Genomic DNA, 20,883 nt, shown 5'->3' with positions numbered 1-20,883 from the left:
ACGGCATAGGGTCACAGCCCCTTTTCATGCCCGCCTCGGGTGGTTATGTCAGCCGCAACGAAAAGGACGAGAAACATATGATTTTCTGGATTGTTTGCGCTGTTTTGACGCTGGCTGTGACGGCGCTGATGGTCACGCCTCTGGTGCGGCCCAAAGAGATCGGCGACGACAACCCCGATATCGCCATTTACCGTGCCCAGCTGGAAGAGATCGACCGCGATCTGGAACGTCAGTTGCTGGAACCCGAAGAGGCCGAGCGTGCCCGCACCGAAGTGGCCCGCCGCCTGTTGGCTGCAAGCAACGCCGCCGTGAAACCGACAGCGGCCAGCAAACCCAACCGCTGGCTGCCTGCGGCGATTGTTGTGCTGATGCTGGGCGTGGGCTTTGGCACCTACTGGATGATCGGCGCACCCGGTTATCCCGATATGCCGCTACAGTCCCGCCTTGCCGCCAGCGAAGAGATGCGCGCAAACCGCCCCTCGCAGGCCGCGTTAGAGGCCGCAGCCCCTGTACCGCCGCCCGCCCCCGATGTCCCTGATGAGTATCGCGCGGCTGTCGAACAGTTGCGCGTGATTGCCCCAACCCGCCCCGATGATCTTGAAGCATGGTCGCGGCTGGCCATGGCCGAGGTCGAATTGCGCAACTATGCGGGCGCCGCCGCCGCGCAGGAACAGGTCGTCGCTATCAAAGGAGATGCCGCCGAAACCCTTGATCTGCAACGCCTGCTTGATCTCAAGGTCGTTGCGGCCGGCGGGTTTGTCTCGCCCGAGGCAGAAGAGCTGATCGGCGATATCCTTGATAGCAACCCCGGCAATATCGCGGCGCGGTATTATCTGGGGTCACTCTATAACCAGACAGACCGCCCCGATCTGGCCTTGCGCCTGTGGCGCGAGATTATCGAGAACGGCGATCCTGCGAATTTCCACGTCGCCAGCGCCCGTGCGCAGGTTGGCGATGCAGCCTTCCGCGCCGGTGTTGAATACGCCCTCCCCGAGGCGCGCGGCCCGTCATTTGAACAAATGGATGCGGCACAGGATATGTCCGAGGAAGACCGTCAGGCCATGATTGGCGGCATGGTCGCGGGTCTTGCGGACCGGCTTGCCACCGAAGGTGGCCCCGCCGAGGACTGGGCGCGCCTGATCCGCGCCTATGGCGTGCTGGGTGATCTTGATGCTGCACGCACTGTCTGGACTGAAGCACAGCAGGTTTTTGTCAGCAGCATGCGCGGGATGGAAATCTTGACCAATGCCGCCCGCGATGCGGGCGTCTTGGACGAATGATCTGCGAGACCCCCGAAGAATTCCTGCGCGTGATCCCGCCCCATGGCGCGCTTGCCGGGCTTGATCTGGGGACGGTGACCATCGGTGTGGCGGTGTCGGACGTGTTGCAATCGGTGGCGACCCCGGTGACCACGATCAAACGCAAGAAATTTGGGCTAGATGCAGCGAAACTTCTGGAACTGACGACACACCGCATGGTGCAGGGGATCGTGCTGGGCCTGCCGCGCAACATGGACGGCAGCGAAGGCCCCCGCGCCCAAGCGACCCGCGCCTTTGCCCGTAACCTGTCAAGACTGACCCCCTTGCCAATCACATTCTGGGACGAACGGCTGTCCACCGTCGCCGCCGAACGCGCGCTGATCGAGGCGGATACGTCACGCAAACGTCGCGCCGAGGTGATCGACCATGTTGCCGCAAGCTATATCCTGCAAGGTATGTTAGACCGCATGCGCAACCTGAGGGACGATTCGTGAGCAAACCCGAAAACACCGATCACATCTGGTCCCGTGCCGAGATCGAAAGCCCCTGCATCAAGATCTGCGTGATCGAACCCAAGAGCCGCCTTTGCACTGGCTGCCTGCGGTCCATCGACGAGATCGGCGCGTGGTCACGGATGACGGCCGAGGCGCGGTCTGCGATAATGGCTGAACTGCCCGCAAGGGCCAGCCAGATCACAAAACGGCGCGGCGGGCGGGCGGCGCGGCTGAAATCCTAGCTGTTCTTTCCTGCGCGGTGGTCGCGGAGCGCATATTTTGCAAGGACAGCTCTGCGGCCTTTGTTGCCATTCAAAAGATCAGTTTTTTTGCGGCTGACAACACTGATCAGTCCGAATAATTACTCGGTCGCCCCAGAATGTGATTTGAGGGTTCGAAGAGATAAGTAACTCGAACCAACAAGTTTCGGCCAAACCAATTTCTGGCGTTGCCCATGCCATACCCGAAAGCTTGTACTCGGAGCCCTTCTGCTCTTTCAATTGGATAGGCCAATGCTCTGTTGCTTCTTGATAATTCACGTTGACGAAGTTTTGGTCTGATTGGTTTACTGTCAGTCCATAATCGCCTTCAGGAAATTCGAACTTCCAAGTAACGTTGCCAAATTGTGCGGTTTCGTCGTCATAAATTCGGTGCCATTGTTCCATATCAGAAAGATGTTCAAAATCAGAACGGTCAGCAAGCCCCATCGAACACAAACCTTATGTGAACTTTGGGCTCAAAGCCGCCATTCGCTGCGATCAGCACGATGGGTCCATGCATCAGGTTTTTCTGGCGTGCAATATCCGCCCGATCAGATTCATTAGCAATTGCGCCGCTAGTGTCGATGTAGACCCGCTTTGGTCGTAGTCGGGCGCCACTTCCACGAGATCAAGCCCGACGATATTGCCACGCTTTGCCAGTCCCGCGAGCAATTCCAGCACTTCGTAATAGATAAACCCGCCGTGGCTAGGCGTGCCTGTGCCGGGGGCAATGGACGGATCAAAGGCGTCAATATCCACGGTCACGTAATACTGCACACCCGCGGGAATGCGTGCGAGCATCGCGTCCACCCCCATCGCGCGAACCTGGCGCACCGACTGGATATCCGACCCCATGTTGCGCGCATCGACATAGCCGTCCTTGGCGGTGGACGACACGTTGCGGATACCGATTTGACTCAGACCCGTGACGTAATCCTTCTCGGCGGCACGGCGCATGGGATTGCCATGGCCGAAACGCACACCGTGTCGTTCATCAACAAAATCAAGATGGGCATCAATTTGAACCACATGGATCGGGCCTTGGTCATCAAAGGCGTTAATGCAAGGGATGTTCACCGAATGATCGCCGCCCAGCACCACGGGAATGGCGCCGGCAGCCAGAATTTTACGCACACCGAATTCGATATTCGCATGGCTCTGCACCGTATCGGTATGCACAATATCCGCATCGCCGATATCGACAATCGTCACCTCGGCAGGGTCCAGATAGGTCACATCGTCTTCGTGGTCATAGGCCCCCGCATGGCCGAAGGAAAACAGGGTCGAGGCCTCGCGGATCGCGCGCGGCCCCATGCGCGCTCCTGACCGCCACTGCGTGCCAAAATCAAAGGGCGCACCCATTACCGCAACATCGGCGTCAATCGCGTCCCAATCGGACACATAGGGGTATTTGCCAAAGGTGCAGATGCCCACAAATGGCAGGTTCAACCGCCCGCCCTCATAGCCATGATTTGCCATATCCCGTCCCTTCACTGCGTCATGTTCAAGGGAACTATGGCCGATCTCTAGGCGCGCTGTAAGGGCGTTTTTGCCGCTAGCTGCCTGTGCGCGGAAACACAAAACACCTATCGCGGCGGATCATCAGCCAAAGCGGCATGCCGGGTTTGGGCAGGAACACCGAGGGCACAACAGCCTTCAGGATCGAGCCATCAAAATCCATCCGGAATTCAACAAGGCTTGAGGCCCCCATAAACCGCGCGCGTTCGACAACGCCGCGCGCTGCGGTGCCGTCTTCGGGGGTCGGGTTCGGGCCGCGCCCGCCACGATCAAAATCAATCTTCAGGTGCTGGGGGCGGATCACGATATCCACCTCGGTCCCGTCCGGCACACCGGGGGCGAGGAACTGACCAAAGGGCGTGTCCGTCAATGCGCCTTGCACCTTGCCTTTCAGCACATTGATATCACTAAAGAATGCAGCGGCTGCTTTGTCTTTCGGCGTGTTGTAGATGTTATACGGGGCGCCCCGCTGCACAATCTTGCCGTTGCGCATGAGGGCGATCTCATCGGCCATGCGCATCGCCTCGCCCGGCTCGTGGGTGACCAGCAAAACGGCGGTGCCTTCGCTCTTGAGCACCTCAAGCGTTTCATCACGGATATCATCGCGCAGACGGTCATCAAGTCCGGAAAACGGCTCGTCCATCAGCATGATGCGCGGGCGCGGTGCGAGGGCGCGCGCCAGTGCGATGCGCTGTTGCTCACCGCCTGAAAGCTGATGGGGATAGTCGTGGATATAGGCAGACATGCCAACCTTGGCCAATAATTCATGCACGCGGTCGGTCGCCTTGCGGCCTTTCAGCCCGAAGGCCACGTTTTGCCCGACTGTCAGATGTGGAAAGAGCGCAAAATCCTGAAACATCAGCCCGATATGGCGCTCCTCGGGCGGCAGCGAGACATCGCCGTCACAAACCAGCTTACCATCCACAAGGATCGTCCCGCTGCTTTGCTTTTCCACCCCCGCGATAATCCGCAAAGTCGTGGATTTACCGCATCCCGACGGGCCCAGCAAACAGGTCACCTGCCCCGGCATCACTGTCAGGCTCACGTCATCGACGACACGACGCCCGCCGAAGTCTTTGACGATATGGCTGATCTCAAGGCGGGGGGCTGGCATAGGGGGCGTTATCCCTGACGGAAACTATTGGGTATAGCGCACCTAACAACAGTTTTGCTGCGGGGCAAGGTCCACACCCTGCCCCTTTGTTTTTTCGAACGGCTTAGATCGTGGCGTTGATCGCGCCACCGTCCAGAACGATGTTCTGGCCCACGATAAAGCCCGCGTGGTTCGAACAAAGGAAAGCACACATCGCGCCGAATTCTTCTGCGGTGCCATAGCGACGGGCGGGAATCGTCGCCTCGCGCTGGGCTTTGGCGGCCCCGATATCTATGCCTTGCGCCGTGGCAACACCGGTATCAAGGCTGACTGCACGATCGGTGGCGTGAATACCGGGCAGCATATTGTTGATGTTGACGCCGAACTGGGCCACCTGACGCGCTGTGCCAGCGGCATAGCCGGTCAAACCGGCACGGGCAGAGTTTGACAGACCCAACTGCGGGATCGGCGCCTTCACAGATCCCGAGGTGATGTTCACGACGCGGCCCCAGCCCTTCTCGATCATCCCGGGCATCAGCGCTTTCATCAACGCAATCGGGGCCAGCATGTTGGCATCAAGCGCTGCAATAAAATCATCGCGATCCCAGTCAGACCACATGCCCGGAGGTGGGCCACCGGCATTATTGACCAGAATATCAACACCTTCAGCCTCTTTGAGCAATGCGTCACGGCCTTCCTGCGTGGACACATCTGCAGCCACGGTCACAACATCAACGCCATACTTGCTGCGGATATCTGCCGCTGCCGCCTCAAGCGCCTCAGCACCGCGGGCGTTCATGACAAGATTGACGCCTGCCTCAGCCAAAGCCTCGGCGCATCCACGCCCCAAACCCTTTGATGATGCACATACCAGCGCACGCTTGCCTTTGATCCCAAGATCCATCGTGTCGTTCCCTTCTTCATTGATTGTGGACGATCTAGCACTGCCGCCCCGCTTCGGCAAACGAAACGCGCAACGCGGCGTTCATGCTTGGCCTGAGGCCAAAGCCGGTGTAACTCCAGTCGCCATGAGCCAGCGCCCCATTACTGTTGATATCTATCCTGCGACCAACGTGATCGCCAGCGATGGCGTGGCCAAGGGCGAGACGCTGTCATTCGCCGATGAACTGGTGATGGACGACGTCTACCAGATTGATGCCAAGGCAGGGCTGACACCGCTTGAGCTGATTGCGGATGGCAAGGGGCTGCACCGCGCCGATACGCAAGGCAATATCGTGCATCTGGACTGCTGCCTGACGCTTATGGCCCCTGACGGGGACACGCATGAAGCCCTTGTTCTGGTCGAAGTCGAAGATGACAGTGTCGCAGATATTTTCCTGCTGCCATTGGGAGAATTGCAGCCTGCGGTCGATTACCGCCTTGTCGGTCTGGAGCGTCACACAGCCACCCGCCGCTTTGCCGAAGCCGCCAGCGGGTCCTTTGCCCGTGGCACACGCATTACCATGAGCGACGGACAGATGCGCCCGATCGAAACGCTGAGCATCGGAGATATGGTCCTGACCCGCGACGCAGGCAAACAGCCGATCCGCCATATCGGGCAGGCCACAACGCGTGCCTCGGGCAGTTTTGCACCGGTCGTGATCACCAAGGGCGCATTGCACAACGAAGCCGATCTGGTAGTGCGTCCCGACCACCGTCTGTTCATTTACCAGCGCGAAGACCAGCTTGGCGCCGGACGCCCCGAAATTCTGATCAAGGCGCGGCATCTGGTGGATCACACAACAGTGTTGCGGCGGCGTGGCGGTTTCGTGGATTACTTCCAGCTCATCTTTGATGACCATCACATCATTTACGCCGAAGGGATTGCCGCAGAATTGCATCTGATCAGCGCGCAAACACGCCATGGTCTGCCCGCCGGCGTCTCGTCCCCCGATCACGCGCACCGGCCGCATCTGGATTACGAAGTGCAAAACAGCCTAATCCCTGCACAGAGAGCGGTGTCTTTGCTGCGCAAGGCATCGACGCGGTAGACCTACGGCCCCATCACATCCCGTTGTCTTCAAGCACGATGACAATCGTCCCCTCCCGTGGCATTCCATTGTGATCGACCTGCGCTTCCAGATCACCGCCCGCAAAGGCAGACGCGGGATTGCCCAGCAAAACCCCTGTCATTTCCCCCGAGAATCCCAGCGTTTGCCCCCCGCCGCTCAGTGCGCCCGCATAACCCAGCGGCATATCCTGCCCGACAGTGTTGCTTTGCAGATCAATGGTTCCGGCGTAATCCGCGATATCGCTATCGGAACTGCCCCCGAAAACACTTGTCACGGCCCCTTGGGCCACGCTGGTGTCAAAATCTATCTGCATCTCCGCATCGCCGAAAAGGATGAGCGGCTGGCTGCCCGTCTCGACCCGCATCGTTGCAAAACCGCTGAGGGACATGGAGCCGGACGCGGGGATGTTTTCATCGGCCGTCACAGCCATACCAAGGACACCCGCCTCGGGATCGCCTAGCACCCGCAATTTCTGTCCCTCATAAATGTCCAGCCGCGCAAGGCGGGGATCAATCCCGCTGCCGCCTCCGCCGCCCCCGCCGCAGGCCGCAAGACCAGTCAGCAGACAGACGGCACATGCATAGTGTTTCATTGCAACCCCCTTTCCCGCGGCAATAGCAATGAAAACCAAATCTTTGGTTAAGCGCACTGTCCCGATTGCCCTTTCCAGCCCGAACGCATAAAGCGTCATGCATGACAAATCGCCCTGACCTTCCCCCTGAAATCGCCCGCCGCCGGACCTTTGCGATCATCTCGCACCCCGACGCGGGCAAGACGACACTGACGGAAAAGTTTCTCCTTTATGGTGGTGCCATCCAGATGGCGGGACAGGTGCGCGCCAAAGGCGAAGCACGGCGGACGCGGTCGGACTTTATGCAGATGGAAAAGGACCGGGGCATCTCTGTGTCCGCCTCGGCCATGTCGTTCGACTTTGAAAAGTACCGCTTCAATCTCGTTGACACACCCGGCCACTCGGACTTTTCCGAAGATACCTATCGCACGCTGACTGCGGTCGATGCCGCCGTGATGGTGATCGACGGAGCCAAGGGTGTTGAAAGCCAGACCCAGAAACTCTTTGAAGTCTGCCGTTTGCGCGACCTTCCCATCTTGACCTTTTGCAACAAAATGGACCGCGAAAGCCGCGATACATTCGATATTATTGACGAAATTCAAGAAAACCTTGCGATTGACGTCACACCGGCCTCATGGCCCATCGGTGTGGGGCGCGAATTCATCGGCTGCTATGATATTCTGCGCGACAAGCTGGAATTGATGGACCGCGCCGACCGCAACAAGGTTGCCGAAAGCATCCAGATTTCAGGTCTCGATGACCCCAAGCTGGCCGAGCACGTCCCTGCGCATCTGCTCGAAAAATTCCTTGAAGAGATCGAGATGGCAAAGGAACTCTTGCCACCGCTCGACCCAGAGGCCCTCTTGAATGGCTCAATGACTCCGATCTGGTTCGGCTCTGCCATGAATTCCTTCGGGGTCAAGGAATTGATGGACGGTCTGGCCACCTATGGGCCGGAGCCGCAAATCCAATCGGCCCAGCCCCGCAATATCGCGCCCGAGGAAACGAAGGTCGCGGGTTTCGTATTCAAGGTGCAGGCCAACATGGACCCCAAGCACCGCGACCGCGTGGCATTTGTACGCCTTGCATCCGGACATTTCGAACGCGGCATGAAACTGACGCATGTCCGCAGCAAAAAGCAGATGGCCATCACAAACCCTGTGCTGTTCCTCGCCGCTGACCGCGAACTGGCAGAAGAGGCATGGGCCGGTGATATCATCGGTATTCCCAACCACGGCCAGCTGCGCATTGGCGATACGCTGACCGAGGGCGAGGCGATCCGCGTCTCGGGTATCCCTTCTTTTGCGCCGGAACTTTTGCAAACCTGCCGCGCGGGCGATCCGATGAAGGCCAAGCACCTTGAAAAGGCCCTGATGCAGTTTGCCGAGGAAGGGGCCGCCAAAGTGTTCAAACCGACCTTCGGGTCGGGCTTTATCGTGGGCGTTGTGGGGGCGCTGCAATTCGAGGTGCTGGCCAGCCGGATCGAGCTCGAGTACGGGCTGCCCGTCCGGTTCGAGCCCTCACAATTCACCTCGGCCCGCTGGGTGGCAGGCGATCAGACAGCCGTGGACAAATTCGTCGCCGCCAACAAACAGCATATCGCGACGGACAATGACGGCGACACAGTCTATCTGACGCGCCTGCAATGGGACATTGACCGCGTCGGGCGTGATTACCCCGAAATCAACCTTACCGCGACAAAAGAGATGATGGTATAAGTTATAGGTTGTTTCTCGATTCTCCGTTCATTAACTAGATGTTAATGAATAGAGAGAGGACAATTTATGTTTTTAAACATCAAGTTATGCACATCAGCCGCACTGGTTGCCTTGATCGCTGGATGCGGTGGATCGGGCAGCGTGTCGCAAGCGAGTTACAGCGGCTTACAAAGCGAGCTGGACGGTCTCTTCGCCGAAGCCGGAGGTGCACCCCTATTCCTAACCGACGACTTACCGGTCGAAGGCACCTCAACCTATAACGGTGTCATTAGCCTTCTGGTCTATGAGGACGACCTGCAAGTGCTTGGCGATCTCGAAGTCGTTGCGGATTTCGAATTGGGAAATGAAAGCGTTACGGCGAGTGCTGATAGTTTCTCGGATAACACCGGTGATACCTATCAGGGGCGGTTAGAGATGCCTGATGGAGTGATCTTTTTCAATTCGGACCCAAGCGACGCTGGGTTTACGGGCGATTTCGGTGGCACGTTGACAAGTAATTCAACCGACGAGCAGATCGTTGTCGACACTCTCTTGATCGGTGACTTTTACGGATCGGACTATGAGTATGTCTATGGCGTATTGCGGGGCGAAATCACAACCTCGCAAGGCACCCTTCAGATAAACGATGGTATCGACCGTAACAATGTAGAAGTTAACAATGCCGATGGTGATGTTATCTTTATCGCCGAACGGTAGCACGCGGTTGATGCTGGCAACTGCGACGTGGTTGCATCCCTGCACGGAGCACTGAATACTGCGCCCCATCAGCAATGAAGGGGCGTTTTTCTTTGCACCAAACCAATGAAACATTCCCCGGCGGGATCGGCGGCCTGATCCCTCAATACCAAAAACGTCGTGCGCTTTTGACCGGTGCCGACCTCCCGCCTTTGGACGTTAATTTTGAAGCGCTGAAGGCCCTTCCTTTGCCGCCCCAAACCATGCCCCGTCCCGAGGGCCTGAGCCGTGTCGAGAAAAAGCGCCACATGCTGTTGGGCGAATTGCAGGGGCACTGTGAATTGGCCTTGCTGCACGGGCTTTTGGTGTCCCATCTGCGCAAACACACTTACCCTGCAGGCGCGCCTGCACTGTTCCGGCGGCTCTGGGCCGAGCAGGAGGCGTGGTTGCTCGCCACCCTGCCCACCCGTTGGCTGATTTCTGCCGTCATCACTTTTGCAGAGCACGGGGGGACCGAGGCGGACCGCAATCTGGCCGCGCGCATGAACATCCTGTTTTCGCTGATGAAAATCTATGAGGCCGAGCGTGCATTCTCCGGGCACCCGCCGCAAACGCCGTTCCGAACGCAAGATCGCAACAAATCCCCCCTGCCTATGGGAATGACGGACTTTTCGGTCCTGAAAGGTGATCTGGAGGCCCATCTGCTGGCCCCCCTCTGGCGCGACGCGGAACATGCACCAGCCACCGGTAGACTGACACGACATTTGCTCGATATCCTCAACAGTGATGATGGTACCGTCTTCCGCCGCTTTGCCCTAATGCGCGAAAAAGCCACGAAATCCCCTTGAACGCAGGCGGTTTGTGCGCTCAGCTTGACGGTAACGGGCATTTCCGCTATCGCATCTTCACGGCTCGCGAGGGCCTACGACGCGGGACGCTCGGAGAATTGCGTCCTTTCACAACATGCGGACCGAAACCGCATCTAAAGGACGTATATGACCAAGTTTTCTGATTTGAACCTTGCCCCCAAGGTTCTCAAAGCGATTGCCGAAACCGGCTATGACACCCCTACCCCTATTCAGGCCGGCGCGATTGCCCCCGCCCTAGAAGGCCGCGATGTCCTGGGCATTGCCCAGACCGGCACAGGCAAAACGGCCGCATTCACTCTGCCGATGATCACGCTTCTGGGCCGTGGACGTGCGCGCGCGCGGATGCCGCGCAGCCTCGTGCTGGCACCGACGCGGGAACTCGCCGCGCAAGTGGCCGAGAATTTCGACGCCTACGCCAAATATACGAAACTGTCGCGCGCCCTGCTGATTGGCGGCACAAGCTTCAAGGATCAGGACGCCATCATCGACAAGGGCGTCGATGTGCTGATCGCCACCCCTGGCCGCCTGCTCGACCACCTCGAGCGCGGCAAACTGATCCTGACAGACGTCAAGATCATGGTTGTGGATGAGGCTGACCGGATGCTCGACATGGGGTTCATCCCCGATATCGAGGAAATCTTCAAACGCACGCCCTTCACCCGCCAGACCCTGTTTTTCAGCGCGACAATGGCGCCCGAGATCGAGCGGATCACGAACACGTTCCTGTCAAACCCCGCAAAGATCGAAGTCGCCCGCGCGGCGACCACGAACGTCAACATCAAGCAAGGTGTTGTGATGTTCAAAGGGTCCTCCAAGCCCAAAGAACCCTCTGAAAAACGTGCCCTGCTGCGCAAGCTGATAGACGCCGAAGGCGAGGCCTGCACCAACGCGATCATTTTCTGCAACCGCAAGTCGGATGTTGATATTGTGGCGAAGTCGCTGAACAAACACGGCTATCAAGCGGCCCCGATCCACGGCGATCTGGACCAAAGCCACCGGACCAGGACGCTGGATAAATTCCGTGACAATGAGTTGCGGATTCTTGTGGCCTCTGATGTAGCCGCGCGCGGTCTGGATATTCCGGCCGTCACGCATGTCTTCAATTTCGACGTGCCCAGCCACGCCGAGGATTACGTCCACCGTATCGGGCGCACCGGTCGTGCGGGCCGCACCGGCACTGCGATCATGATCTGTATTCCACGCGACGAGAAGAACCTCGAAGACGTGGAGCGTCTGGTAAACCAGCCAATCCCGCGCCTGGACGTGCCCGGCGGCAAAGCAACGCCGACACCCGCACCAGCCGAGGCTGCCGGCGAGACGACCGAAGAAAAGCCCAAGCGGACGCGTAGCCGCCGCAAGCCGGAGCCAAAGACAGAGACCCCAAAGGCGCAAGAGCCCAAGGTCGTTGAAGCGAAAGAAGAGGCCGCGGCACATGAGCAAAAGCCACGCGAAGACCGTTCACGCGGCGGGCGCGGGCGCGGCAACGACCGCCGCGACACCGGCCCGAAAATCGTAGGCATGGGTGAGGATACGCCAGCGTTTATCGCGCTCAGCTTTGCCGAGCGGGCCAAGAACTAGCGCCACTTAGCCAGCCCTCTTGAAGCGGATGTTCCTTAAGCGAGAACATCCGCTTTTGTTTGGGCGACCTTACGCAGGACAGGCAATCTGAATACGGTTTTCAGACAACAGCCGGTCGCCGGCGGGTCTGATCGTCACCCCTTCCCGCTCATTTATGATCCGGTAACCCTGCGGGCAAAGGCGGGCCGCATAGTTGTTGCGTTGTTGGTAGTAGGCCTCTGCGCCAAGCGGATCAGCATAGCGCGTCATGCTGAACTCATAGACATCATTGGCACCCTGGCGTCCAATCAGATGGCTGGACGGGTCCGTCATCATACAGCCGGACAGTGTCACCGCCGCAACAAGCAGAGGAATGGATTTATGTTTCATTTTCACTCACCTCATAGGTTTTGCCCCATGAGGTGATGATGATCAAAGCAAGTCGTCAAAACTGTGGCGGTAGCGTGTTGGCACTGGCAGGTGTCGCTGCGCCAAAGTCCCATCAGTGGCGTCGCAAAATCACAGATTCGCAGTCGTGAGCTCCCGCCTACCCCAGCCGCGACACAATCACGGTCACCTCAGGCTTCTTGCCGATCTCGCCTTGTGCCGACCGCCTTGCAATCGTCTTGAGCTCTTTTTCCAACTTCACTTCGTCGCGCAAGGTCTTCGCGTCGGCACGGTTCACGAACTGGCTCAGGTCTTCTTCAACGACCTCGACCAAAGCAGCATTGTTCCGCCCTGTCTCGGCAAGCCCCATGATTTCGACCCAAGGGTCGCCCAATGGCTCGTCATTCTCGTCAATGATCAGCGTCACAATCATATGCCCGTTCATCGCCATGCGGATACGGTCGCGCACGATGCCGTCCATGGCACCCACTTGCACCGACCCGTCCAGATAGGTCCGGCCCGTGTCGATATATTCGGCCACAGTGGGTTGGTTGCCAGAGAGATCAATCATCATCCCGTTGACCGCCACGATTCCTGACAGTCCGCTTTCCGCACCCAGCTTCACATGTTCACGCAAATGACGGTGTTCGCCATGCATCGGGATCAAGGTCTGGGGTTTGGTGATCTGGTGCAAACGCAGCAGATCAGGGCGGTTGGCGTGGCCCGATACATGGTACTTGCCGCCTGCATCGTCAATCACGTCAACGCCCAGCTCGGACAGCTGGTTCATGATGCGGATCACGCCGCGTTCATTGCCGGGGATCGTTTTGGAGGAAAACAGGAACGTATCGCCGTCCTGCAGCTTGATCCCCATATAGTTGCCCTGCGCAAGCTGCGCGCTGGCCGCGCGGCGTTCGCCTTGGCTGCCGGTGACCAACAACATGACGTTGTTGCGTGGCATCTGCAGCGCGTCCTCGGGCGACACCACAGGCGGGAAACCCTTCAGAATGCCCACTTCGGTGGCGGCTTCGACCATACGCCGCATGGCACGGCCCAGCAGAACGACCGACCGGTCCGCCTTTTGCGCGGCAATCGCCAGCGTCTTCAATCGCGCGATGTTGGATGCAAAGGTGGTTGCCACAACCATGCCCTGCGCCTCTTTCATCATCTCGGAAATCGCGTGGCCGATCGAGGCCTCGGACCGGCCCGGATCACGCGAGAACACGTTGGTACTGTCACAGATCAGCGCCTTCACGCCATCCTTTGACACCTCTTCCCACAGCGCCTCGTTCCACGGATCGCCGACCACAGGGGTTTCGTCGATCTTGAAGTCACCCGAATGCAGAACGCGGCCTTCTGGCGTATCAATCAATAGACCCGCGCTTTCAGGGATCGAGTGGCTGATCGGCAGGTATGACACAGTGAGCGGCCCACATTTGATCATCTCGGGGTAGACCCCCACGACCCTGACCACGTTTTCAGGATGCCCGTGTTCTTCAAGCTTGCGCCGCGCGATATTGGCGGTGAAGGGGCGCGCATAGACCGGTGCGCCCAATTGCTCCCAATAGTGGCCAATCGCGCCGACGTGGTCTTCATGCGCGTGGGTGATAAAGATCGCCTCGATCTGCCCCTTGCGCTCTTTCAGCCAGGAAATATCCGGCAGGATCAGATCCACCCCGGGTGTGCCGTCCATATCGGGAAAGGTCACGCCCAGATCGACAACGATCAGCCGCTCCTTGCCTGCAGGCCCATAGCCATAGACATAGGCGTTCATGCCGATTTCACCGGCACCTCCGAGGGGTAGATAGATCAGGCGGTCGCTCATGCGTTGTCCTTGTTATATTTGTGGATGACGGTCAGGCCGTGCATCGTCAGATCGTCTTCGAACGCGTCAAATAGGGCTTCTGCCTGTTGGAACAATGGGGCGAGCCCCCCCGTGGCGATGACTTGCATCGGCACGTCACGTTCTGCTTTGATCCGCGCGCATATCTCACGCACAAGCCCGATGTAACCCCAAAAGACACCGGATTGCATACAGGCCACAGTATTGGTCCCTATGACACGTTGCGGCTGGGTAATGTCTACATGCGGCAGAGCCGCGGCGGCATTATGCAGCGCCTCTAGCGACAGGTTGACCCCCGGTGCAATCACACCTCCTACATAGGCGCCGTCCTCCGCCACAACATCAAAGGTGGTCGCCGTGCCGAAATCCACCACGATCAGGTTGCCACCGTGCCTGTCAAAGGCACCGGCGGCATTGACCAAGCGGTCCGGTCCGACTTGGGTGCCTGCATCAACGCGCGGTGCTGTGGGCAAAAGGCAATCGGGCTTGCCGACCACCAGCGGGCGGCAATTATAATAGCGGTCTGCAAAGACCCGGAGATTGAACACCACACGCGGCACGGTCGAGCTGACGATCACTTCATCAATCATCACGTCGACATTCTGGAACCGCATTAGGGTGGACAGCCAGACATAGTATTGATCCGCCGTGCGCTGCCATTCGGTGCTGGTGCGCCATGTCGCGATAAACTTTTCCCCGTCCCAGATGGAAAACACAGTATTTGTATTGCCGCAGTCGATGGCCAAGAGCATGGGGCCGCCTCCCTTATGAAAAGAATATATCGGCCGCCGGGATCGCACGCGGCCCGGTACCTGTGATCAGCACCAGATTGCCGTCACGGTCGATACTGTCAAAGATACCTGTCACATCCTCGCGACCAGTCCGCGCAGTGATGACCTCGCCCAGACGCGCGGCTTTGGACAGCCACTCATCGCGGATACGGTCGAAACCGAGGCGCATCAGCTTGGCTTCCTGCGTGGCATACGCATCGGCAAGGGTCGCAAGGAAATCCTGCGGGGACACCAAATCTCCGCCAGCCTCCGCAAGGCTGGTGGGCGCAAAGGCAGCCCCCTCTATCCCTTCTGGCGTATGTTTGAGGTTCACCCCGATCCCGATCGACAACCAGTTTACGAAAGGACCGCTTCCCGAACTTTCCAGCAGGATCCCCGCCACCTTGCCCCCTGACAAAAGCACATCATTGGGCCATTTGAGCGCAAGCTTGTCGGCAGATACGTAAATCGAAAGCGCCTGATAAAGCGCGTTTGCCGCCAGAAAAGACCGTTTCGCGGCCTCTGCCGGTGTCGCCTCGGGCCGGAAAATCAATGTCGCGTTCAGGTTGCCTTCCGGCACGATCCACGCTCGGCCCCGCCGCCCCCGCGCTGCGGTTTGATGCTTGGCCATGATCCATGTCGGGCGGGTGATATCGGGGGCCCGTCGCGCTGCCTCGGTCATCGTGCTGTCCACAGTGTCCAGCACGACGCAGGCGTACCCCTCGGGCCAGGGCCCGTGTCCGGTGCCCTTAGTTGACAAGCGTCGCCGCGGCAGCCGCCGCGATCGGCTCGATGCCGAAAAGGTTGACGACACCGATCAGCATGACCGCCGCAGATCCCATCAGAAAGCCCCAGAGAACAGGGTTGATCTTGCCGTCCAGCGCCTCGCCCTCTTCACCGAAGTACATGAAGTACACGATGCGCAGATAGTAAAAGGCACCGATTACGGAGGCGATCACACCGGCCACAGCCAACCATGCCAACCCGCCATCGTAAGCCGCGCGCAACACGTAGAACTTGCCAAAGAAACCGACCATGGGCGGCACGCCCGCAAGGCTGAAGAGCAGGACTAGCATCGCAAGCGCGCGCAGTGGCTGACGCTTGGAATACATCTTGAGGCTATCAATGCTCGTGACGGGCCGCCCGTCACGTTCCATCGATAGAATGAACGCGAAGGTGCCGATATTCATCGTCACATAGATGGCCATGTAGATCAGCATGGCCTGCACACCAAAGGCAGTGCCCGCAGCCAGCCCCATCAGCGCAAAGCCCATATGCGCGATCGAGGAATAGGCCATCAGGCGTTTGATGTCTTTCTGGCCAATCGCGGCAATCGCACCAAGGAACATGGAAACTACAGCCAGGAACGCCACGATCTGCTGCCAGTCACCCACGATCCCGCCGAATGCGTCATGCACAACGCGCGCGAACAGCGCCATAGCGGCAACTTTGGGCGCGGTTGCGAAGAACGCCGTGACCGGTGTGGGCGAGCCCTCATAAACATCAGGTGTCCACATGTGGAAGGGTGCGGCCGAGACCTTGAACGCAAAGCCCGCAATCAGGAATACCAGACCGAAGAGCAGACCCAGAGATGGCTCATCCGCTGTCGCTTCGATGATGCCCGCAAAGAGCGTGGTACCTGCGAAACCGTATGTCAGCGATGCACCGTAAAGCAACAAACCGGAAGACAGCGCACCCAGCACAAAGTACTTCAGCCCTGCCTCAGTCGATTTCACGCTATCGCGCCGCAGCGATGCGACCACGTAAAGCGCCAGTGACTGCAATTCGAGGCCCATATAGAGCGCCATCAGATCGCCTGCGCTGACCATGACCATCATACCCACGACAGCCAAAGCGACGAGCACCGGATACTCGAACCGCAACAGGCCGCGACGCTGCATATAGCTTTCGGACATCAAGAGCACAGCGGCAGCGGACAGCAGGATCACCACCTTGGCAAACCGCGCAAAGCCGTCATCCACGAACATACCGCCAAAGGCAATGTTCGTGCCCTGCCCGTTGATCCCGATCCAGACCGCCAGCAGCACAAACAGACCCGAAGTGGCCCATGTCAGAAGCGGCGCCATGCCGTCTTTGGTGGTATAAACCGCCGCCAGCAATGCGCCCATGGCGTAAACCGCCAGCACAAGTTCGGGCATCAGGATTTGGATATCAGCACCAATCATAACGGGCTTTCCTTAATTCGAAGCAAACTGCGTTGCGGCCTCAAAGGTCGCAAGCGCGGTGTCATAGTTATCAACCAGCGCCGCAACGCTTGGGCCGATCATGTCAAGAACGAGAGCGGGATAAACACCCAAAAGCAGGGTCATCACCACCAGCGGCGCAAAGATCGCGCGTTCGCGTGTGGTCATGTCAGAGATGGTTTTCAGGCTCTCTTTGATCAGGTCCCCCATCACGACACGGCGGTACAGCCACAGCGCATAAGCGGCAGAGAGGATCACACCCGAGGTCGCAAAGACCGCGATCCATGTGTTGACCTGGAAAATACCCATCAAAGTCAGGAATTCACCAACAAAACCCGATGTCCCCGGCAGACCCACGTTCGCCATGGTGAAGAACATGAAGATCAGCGCATAGGCCGGCATCCGGTTCACCAGACCGCCATAGGCGTCAATCTCGCGGGTGTGCATCCGGTCGTAAATCACGCCGACGCAAAGGAACAGAGCGCCCGAGATAAAGCCGTGGCTGATCATCTGGAAAATCGCGCCGTCAATCCCCTGTTGGTTCACCGCAAAGATACCCATGGTCACGTAACCCATGTGGGCGACCGATGAATAGGCAATCAGCTTCTTCATATCTTCCTGCACCAGTGCGACCAGCGAGGTATAGACAATCGCAATCGCCGACAGCCAAAGCACAAGCGGCCCCATCACCTCGGATCCCACAGGGAACATCGGCAGGCTGAAACGCAGGAACCCGTAGCCACCCATCTTCAACAGGATCGCGGCAAGTACGACAGAACCCGCTGTCGGGGCCTGCACGTGTGCATCAGGCAACCATGTATGCACGGGCCACATCGGCATCTTGACCGCAAAGCTGGCAAAGAAGGCCAACCACAGCAGCGTCTGCATCCCGCCCACGATCTGGACACCCAAAACGTTGAAATTCTCGGTCCCGAAGCTGTGGGTCATCAGTGTCGGGATATCGGTGGTGCCTGCGTCGGCAAACATCGCCACCATCGCGACCAGCATCAGCACAGAGCCAAGGAAGGTATAAAGGAAGAACTTGAACGACGCATAAATCCGGTTCTTGCCACCCCAGATGCCGATGATCAGGAACATCGGGATCAGGCCTGCCTCGAAGAACAGGTAGAACAGCACCAGATCAAGCGCGAGGAACACACCCAGCATCAGCGTTTCCAGCACTAGGAAGGCGATCATATATTCCTTGACGCGGGTTTCGACGTTCCAGCAGGCCGCAATCACCAGCGGCATCAGGAATGTGGTCAGCATGACAAAGAGGATCGAAATCCCGTCGACACCCATTTTGTACTGCAGCCCCAAGAGCCAATCACGTGTTTCCACCATCTGGAAGCCGGTATTGTTGGGGTCAAAGTTCGTCAGAATGAACAGCGAGCAAATGAACGTCACCACGGTCGTGACCAGCGCCACCCATTTGGCATTGCGCTGCGCGTCCGCATCGTCACCGCGCAGGAAGAGCGCCAGAATGACAGCCCCCAGAAGCGGCAGGAACGTTGTGAGAGAAAGAATATTGCCCATTAGTTCGCTCCCCCAAAGAGCGTCATCCAAGTGAGGAGCACTGCAATGCCAAGCACCATCGCAAATACGTAGCTAAAGATATAACCGGACTGCGCGCGGCCAGCCAGACGGGTGAAGAAAGGAATGATCCCCATCGCAATCCCGTTGATCCCGCCATCAATCGTGTCGGTGTCACCGCGCTTCCAGAACAGACGCCCCAAAGCCAGCGCGGGCTTGATAAAGATGAAATTGTAGATTTCGTCAAAGTACCATTTGTTCAGCAAGAACTGATACAAGGGCGCCTGCTGTGCGGCCAGTTTGGCCGGCCAATCCGGACGGCGGATATACATCTGATAAGCCAGAGCAAGACCTGCCAACATCGCCACAAATGGTGCCAGCTTGACCCAGACAGGCACCTCATGCGCGTCGTTCAGCACATGGTTATCGGGGCTGTTGTGAATGGCCCCCTCACCCGGTGCGCCAACAAGATTGTAATGGGCCTTGGCGTAGTCGCCCTCTTCTGCCGCATGATCATCGGTAGCACCGTGATCGCCCTCATCGCTATGCTCTGAGGCTTCGGCATATGGCACGCCAAAGAATTTGCCGACCTTGTCGTTGGAACTGAAGAATGATCCGTACCAGACCATGCCCGAAAAGATCGCCCCCAATGCCAGCACATAAAGTGGCACCAGCATGATGGTCGGGCTTTCATGGGCGTGATCATGGGTATGCGCATCGCCGCGTGGCGTGCCGTAGAATGTCATGAACATCAAACGCCAGCTATAAAAACTTGTCATCAGCGCGGCCACAACCAGCATCCAGAAGGCATAGCCGCCATTGGTGCCTGCATAGGCGCTCTCAATAATCGCGTCCTTGGACACGAAGCCCGCAAAGCCAACAGGGAAGCCCACGTACAGCAACGGAATACCAACACCCGTGATTGCCAAAGTCCCGATCATCATCATCCAGAACGTCTTGGGGATCTTGTGACGCAAGCCGCCATAGTTCCGCATGTCCTGCTCGTGGTGCATCGCGTGAATGACGGACCCTGCTCCAAGGAACAACATCGCCTTAAAGAACGCATGTGTCAGCAGGTGGAACATGGCGACCGAATAGACGCCAAGGCCAGCGGCCACGAACATATAGCCCAACTGGGAACAGGTCGAATAAGCAATGACCCGTTTGATATCGTTCTGCACCAGACCCACGGTCGCCGCGAAAAACGCGGTTGTTGCGCCCAGAAACACAATAAAGCTGGTTGCTGTGGGTGCGTATTCCATCAGCGGCGACATACGGCAGACGAGGAACACGCCGGCGGTCACCATGGTGGCTGCGTGGATCAGGGCAGACACAGGAGTCGGGCCTTCCATCGCGTCGGGCAGCCATGTGTGCAGGAACAGCTGCGCCGATTTGCCCATCGCACCGATGAACAACAGGAACGCGATCAGGTTCAGCGTATTCCAGTCACGCCACATGAAGGTGATCGTGTGGTCCTGCAAATCCGGGATCGCGGCGAAAATATCGTCAAACTTGATGCTGTCGGTCACCAGATAAAGTGCAAAGATACCCAAGGCGAAACCGAAGTCACCCACACGGTTCACGACAAACGCCTTGATCGCGGCTGCATTCGCGGTGGGCTTTTTATAGTAGAAACCGATCAGAAGGTAGGACGCGACACCCACGCCTTCCCAGCCAAAGAACATCTGCACAAGGTTATCCGCTGTCACCAGCATCAACATCGCGAACGTAAAGAACGACAGGTATGCAAAGAAACGCGGACGATAGCTCTCGCCTTCTTTGAAGTTGTCGTCATGGGCCATGTAGCCGAAGGAATAAAGATGCACGAGCGCGGACACCGTGGTGATCACGATCAGCATGATCGCGGTCAGACGGTCCATCTTGATCGCCCAATCGGTCGAGAGCGTGCCACTTTCGATCCAGCGCAACAGGTTGACGGTATAGCTACCGTTCACATGTGCCGAGGCATCGAACGTCAGGAAAACAACCCAAGACAGGAAGGCCGAGAGGAACAACATGCTGGTCGCTGTCCACTGCGCGGCCTTTTCACCGATGAATTTCCAGCCAAAGCCGCAAAGCAACGCACCGACCAGAGGCGCAAAAAGAATGATGGTTTCCAT

20 protein-coding genes are annotated in these 20,883 nt (G+C 58.2%); 8 read left to right on the top strand and 12 right to left on the bottom strand.

Going from position 1 to position 20,883, the window contains the following annotated elements:
- The first annotated feature begins 77 nt into the window (after window positions 1–77).
- The 3 genes from ccmI to SJY29_RS05475 are packed head-to-tail and all read left to right on the top strand — an operon-like array spanning window position 78 to window position 1,995.
- Complete coding sequence (ccmI, locus tag SJY29_RS05485) at window positions 78–1,280, top strand: c-type cytochrome biogenesis protein CcmI (protein WP_400087733.1); 1,203 nt, start codon at window positions 78–80, stop codon at window positions 1,278–1,280.
- A complete protein-coding gene (gene ruvX, locus SJY29_RS05480) occupies window positions 1,277–1,753 on the top strand; it encodes a Holliday junction resolvase RuvX (protein ID WP_400087731.1) in 477 nt (158 codons plus the stop codon). The genes ccmI and ruvX overlap by 4 nt, the downstream gene beginning before the upstream one ends.
- Window positions 1,750–1,995: a DUF1289 domain-containing protein gene (locus tag SJY29_RS05475; RefSeq protein ID WP_400087729.1), complete on the top strand. Its 246-nt coding sequence runs from the start codon at window positions 1,750–1,752 to the stop codon at window positions 1,993–1,995. The genes ruvX and SJY29_RS05475 overlap by 4 nt, the downstream gene beginning before the upstream one ends.
- Window positions 1,996–2,073: 78 nt before the next feature.
- Here SJY29_RS05475 and SJY29_RS05470 read toward each other — a convergent pair whose 3' ends face one another.
- The 4 genes from SJY29_RS05470 to SJY29_RS05455 form a co-directional block, all read right to left on the bottom strand.
- The gene (locus SJY29_RS05470) at window positions 2,074–2,460 is read right to left on the bottom strand and encodes a hypothetical protein (protein ID WP_400087728.1); all 387 of its coding nucleotides are present in this window, start codon (window positions 2,458–2,460) and stop codon (window positions 2,074–2,076) included.
- A gap of 72 nt (window positions 2,461–2,532) precedes the next feature.
- Complete coding sequence (gene speB / locus SJY29_RS05465; RefSeq protein WP_400087726.1) at window positions 2,533–3,492, bottom strand: agmatinase; 960 nt, start codon at window positions 3,490–3,492, stop codon at window positions 2,533–2,535.
- Window positions 3,493–3,568: 76 nt separating this feature from the next.
- Complete coding sequence (locus SJY29_RS05460; RefSeq protein ID WP_400087724.1) at window positions 3,569–4,645, bottom strand: ABC transporter ATP-binding protein; 1,077 nt, start codon at window positions 4,643–4,645, stop codon at window positions 3,569–3,571.
- Between the two features lie 103 nt (window positions 4,646–4,748).
- Window positions 4,749–5,528: an SDR family oxidoreductase gene (locus SJY29_RS05455; RefSeq protein ID WP_400087722.1), complete on the bottom strand. Its 780-nt coding sequence runs from the start codon at window positions 5,526–5,528 to the stop codon at window positions 4,749–4,751.
- Window positions 5,529–5,652: 124 nt separating this feature from the next.
- Between SJY29_RS05455 and SJY29_RS05450 the strand changes: the two genes are divergently transcribed.
- Window positions 5,653–6,615 carry a Hint domain-containing protein gene (locus SJY29_RS05450; protein WP_400087720.1) on the top strand — a complete coding sequence of 321 codons (963 nt, stop codon included), beginning with the start codon at window positions 5,653–5,655 and terminating at the stop codon, window positions 6,613–6,615.
- Window positions 6,616–6,628: 13 nt separating this feature from the next.
- Here the strand turns inward: SJY29_RS05450 and SJY29_RS05445 are convergent, their stop codons facing one another.
- Window positions 6,629–7,228, bottom strand: coding sequence for a hypothetical protein (locus tag SJY29_RS05445; RefSeq protein ID WP_400087718.1), 600 nt, complete (start codon window positions 7,226–7,228; stop codon window positions 6,629–6,631).
- 101 nt (window positions 7,229–7,329) lie between these two features.
- Between SJY29_RS05445 and SJY29_RS05440 the strand changes: the two genes are divergently transcribed.
- The 4 genes from SJY29_RS05440 (at window position 7,330) to SJY29_RS05425 (ending at window position 12,047) form a co-directional block, all read left to right on the top strand.
- Window positions 7,330–8,925 carry a peptide chain release factor 3 gene (locus SJY29_RS05440; protein ID WP_400087716.1) on the top strand — a complete coding sequence of 532 codons (1,596 nt, stop codon included), beginning with the start codon at window positions 7,330–7,332 and terminating at the stop codon, window positions 8,923–8,925.
- A 66-nt stretch (window positions 8,926–8,991) separates the two neighbouring features.
- A complete protein-coding gene (locus tag SJY29_RS05435) occupies window positions 8,992–9,621 on the top strand; it encodes a hypothetical protein (protein ID WP_400087714.1) in 630 nt (209 codons plus the stop codon).
- A gap of 92 nt (window positions 9,622–9,713) precedes the next feature.
- Window positions 9,714–10,448 carry a hypothetical protein gene (locus SJY29_RS05430; RefSeq protein WP_400087712.1) on the top strand — a complete coding sequence of 245 codons (735 nt, stop codon included), beginning with the start codon at window positions 9,714–9,716 and terminating at the stop codon, window positions 10,446–10,448.
- A 147-nt stretch (window positions 10,449–10,595) separates the two neighbouring features.
- Window positions 10,596–12,047: a DEAD/DEAH box helicase gene (locus tag SJY29_RS05425; RefSeq protein ID WP_400087710.1), complete on the top strand. Its 1,452-nt coding sequence runs from the start codon at window positions 10,596–10,598 to the stop codon at window positions 12,045–12,047.
- A gap of 69 nt (window positions 12,048–12,116) precedes the next feature.
- Here the strand turns inward: SJY29_RS05425 and SJY29_RS05420 are convergent, their stop codons facing one another.
- The 7 genes from SJY29_RS05420 to nuoL form a co-directional block, all read right to left on the bottom strand.
- A complete protein-coding gene (locus SJY29_RS05420) occupies window positions 12,117–12,416 on the bottom strand; it encodes a hypothetical protein (protein WP_400087709.1) in 300 nt (99 codons plus the stop codon).
- A gap of 157 nt (window positions 12,417–12,573) precedes the next feature.
- Entirely contained in the window at window positions 12,574–14,238 is a 1,665-nt protein-coding gene (locus SJY29_RS05415) for a ribonuclease J (RefSeq protein ID WP_400087708.1), read from the bottom strand.
- A complete protein-coding gene (locus SJY29_RS05410; RefSeq protein ID WP_110280513.1) occupies window positions 14,235–15,008 on the bottom strand; it encodes a type III pantothenate kinase in 774 nt (257 codons plus the stop codon). Before SJY29_RS05410 ends, SJY29_RS05415 begins: the two co-directional genes overlap by 4 nt.
- A gap of 13 nt (window positions 15,009–15,021) precedes the next feature.
- The gene (locus SJY29_RS05405; RefSeq protein ID WP_400087707.1) at window positions 15,022–15,732 is read right to left on the bottom strand and encodes a biotin--[acetyl-CoA-carboxylase] ligase; all 711 of its coding nucleotides are present in this window, start codon (window positions 15,730–15,732) and stop codon (window positions 15,022–15,024) included.
- A 43-nt stretch (window positions 15,733–15,775) separates the two neighbouring features.
- Complete coding sequence (gene nuoN / locus SJY29_RS05400) at window positions 15,776–17,212, bottom strand: NADH-quinone oxidoreductase subunit NuoN (protein ID WP_110280511.1); 1,437 nt, start codon at window positions 17,210–17,212, stop codon at window positions 15,776–15,778.
- Window positions 17,213–17,224: 12 nt separating this feature from the next.
- Complete coding sequence (locus tag SJY29_RS05395; protein WP_055293115.1) at window positions 17,225–18,766, bottom strand: NADH-quinone oxidoreductase subunit M; 1,542 nt, start codon at window positions 18,764–18,766, stop codon at window positions 17,225–17,227.
- Window positions 18,766–20,883 carry an NADH-quinone oxidoreductase subunit L gene (gene nuoL / locus SJY29_RS05390; RefSeq protein ID WP_400087704.1) on the bottom strand — a complete coding sequence of 706 codons (2,118 nt, stop codon included), beginning with the start codon at window positions 20,881–20,883 and terminating at the stop codon, window positions 18,766–18,768. The genes SJY29_RS05395 and nuoL overlap by 1 nt, the downstream gene beginning before the upstream one ends.

The organism is Yoonia sp. R78084 (assembly GCF_044595625.1).
Taxonomy (GTDB): Bacteria; Pseudomonadota; Alphaproteobacteria; order Rhodobacterales; family Rhodobacteraceae; genus Yoonia.
Note: the sequence above shows the minus strand (reverse complement) of the source record. Positions and strands in the feature narration are given on the sequence as shown.

What these genes read in the sequence shown, in the direction of transcription:
- SJY29_RS05445 (WP_400087718.1), bottom strand. Translation starts at nt 7,228, where the DNA reads ATGAAACACTATGCATGTGCCGTCTGTCTGCTGACTGGTCTTGCGGCC.
- SJY29_RS05410 (WP_110280513.1), bottom strand. Translation starts at nt 15,008, where the DNA reads ATGCTCTTGGCCATCGACTGCGGCAATACAAATACTGTGTTTTCCATC.
- SJY29_RS05455 (WP_400087722.1), bottom strand. Translation starts at nt 5,528, where the DNA reads ATGGATCTTGGGATCAAAGGCAAGCGTGCGCTGGTATGTGCATCATCA.
- SJY29_RS05460 (WP_400087724.1), bottom strand. Translation starts at nt 4,645, where the DNA reads ATGCCAGCCCCCCGCCTTGAGATCAGCCATATCGTCAAAGACTTCGGC.
- SJY29_RS05435 (WP_400087714.1), top strand. Translation starts at nt 8,992, where the DNA reads ATGTTTTTAAACATCAAGTTATGCACATCAGCCGCACTGGTTGCCTTG.
- SJY29_RS05425 (WP_400087710.1), top strand. Translation starts at nt 10,596, where the DNA reads ATGACCAAGTTTTCTGATTTGAACCTTGCCCCCAAGGTTCTCAAAGCG.
- SJY29_RS05420 (WP_400087709.1), bottom strand. Translation starts at nt 12,416, where the DNA reads ATGAAACATAAATCCATTCCTCTGCTTGTTGCGGCGGTGACACTGTCC.
- ccmI (WP_400087733.1), top strand. Translation starts at nt 78, where the DNA reads ATGATTTTCTGGATTGTTTGCGCTGTTTTGACGCTGGCTGTGACGGCG.
- nuoL (WP_400087704.1), bottom strand. Translation starts at nt 20,883, where the DNA reads ATGGAAACCATCATTCTTTTTGCGCCTCTGGTCGGTGCGTTGCTTTGC.
- ruvX (WP_400087731.1), top strand. Translation starts at nt 1,277, where the DNA reads ATGATCTGCGAGACCCCCGAAGAATTCCTGCGCGTGATCCCGCCCCAT.
- SJY29_RS05440 (WP_400087716.1), top strand. Translation starts at nt 7,330, where the DNA reads ATGACAAATCGCCCTGACCTTCCCCCTGAAATCGCCCGCCGCCGGACC.
- speB (WP_400087726.1), bottom strand. Translation starts at nt 3,492, where the DNA reads ATGGCAAATCATGGCTATGAGGGCGGGCGGTTGAACCTGCCATTTGTG.
- SJY29_RS05415 (WP_400087708.1), bottom strand. Translation starts at nt 14,238, where the DNA reads ATGAGCGACCGCCTGATCTATCTACCCCTCGGAGGTGCCGGTGAAATC.
- nuoN (WP_110280511.1), bottom strand. Translation starts at nt 17,212, where the DNA reads ATGATTGGTGCTGATATCCAAATCCTGATGCCCGAACTTGTGCTGGCG.
- SJY29_RS05395 (WP_055293115.1), bottom strand. Translation starts at nt 18,766, where the DNA reads ATGGGCAATATTCTTTCTCTCACAACGTTCCTGCCGCTTCTGGGGGCT.
- SJY29_RS05450 (WP_400087720.1), top strand. Translation starts at nt 5,653, where the DNA reads ATGAGCCAGCGCCCCATTACTGTTGATATCTATCCTGCGACCAACGTG.
- SJY29_RS05470 (WP_400087728.1), bottom strand. Translation starts at nt 2,460, where the DNA reads ATGGGGCTTGCTGACCGTTCTGATTTTGAACATCTTTCTGATATGGAA.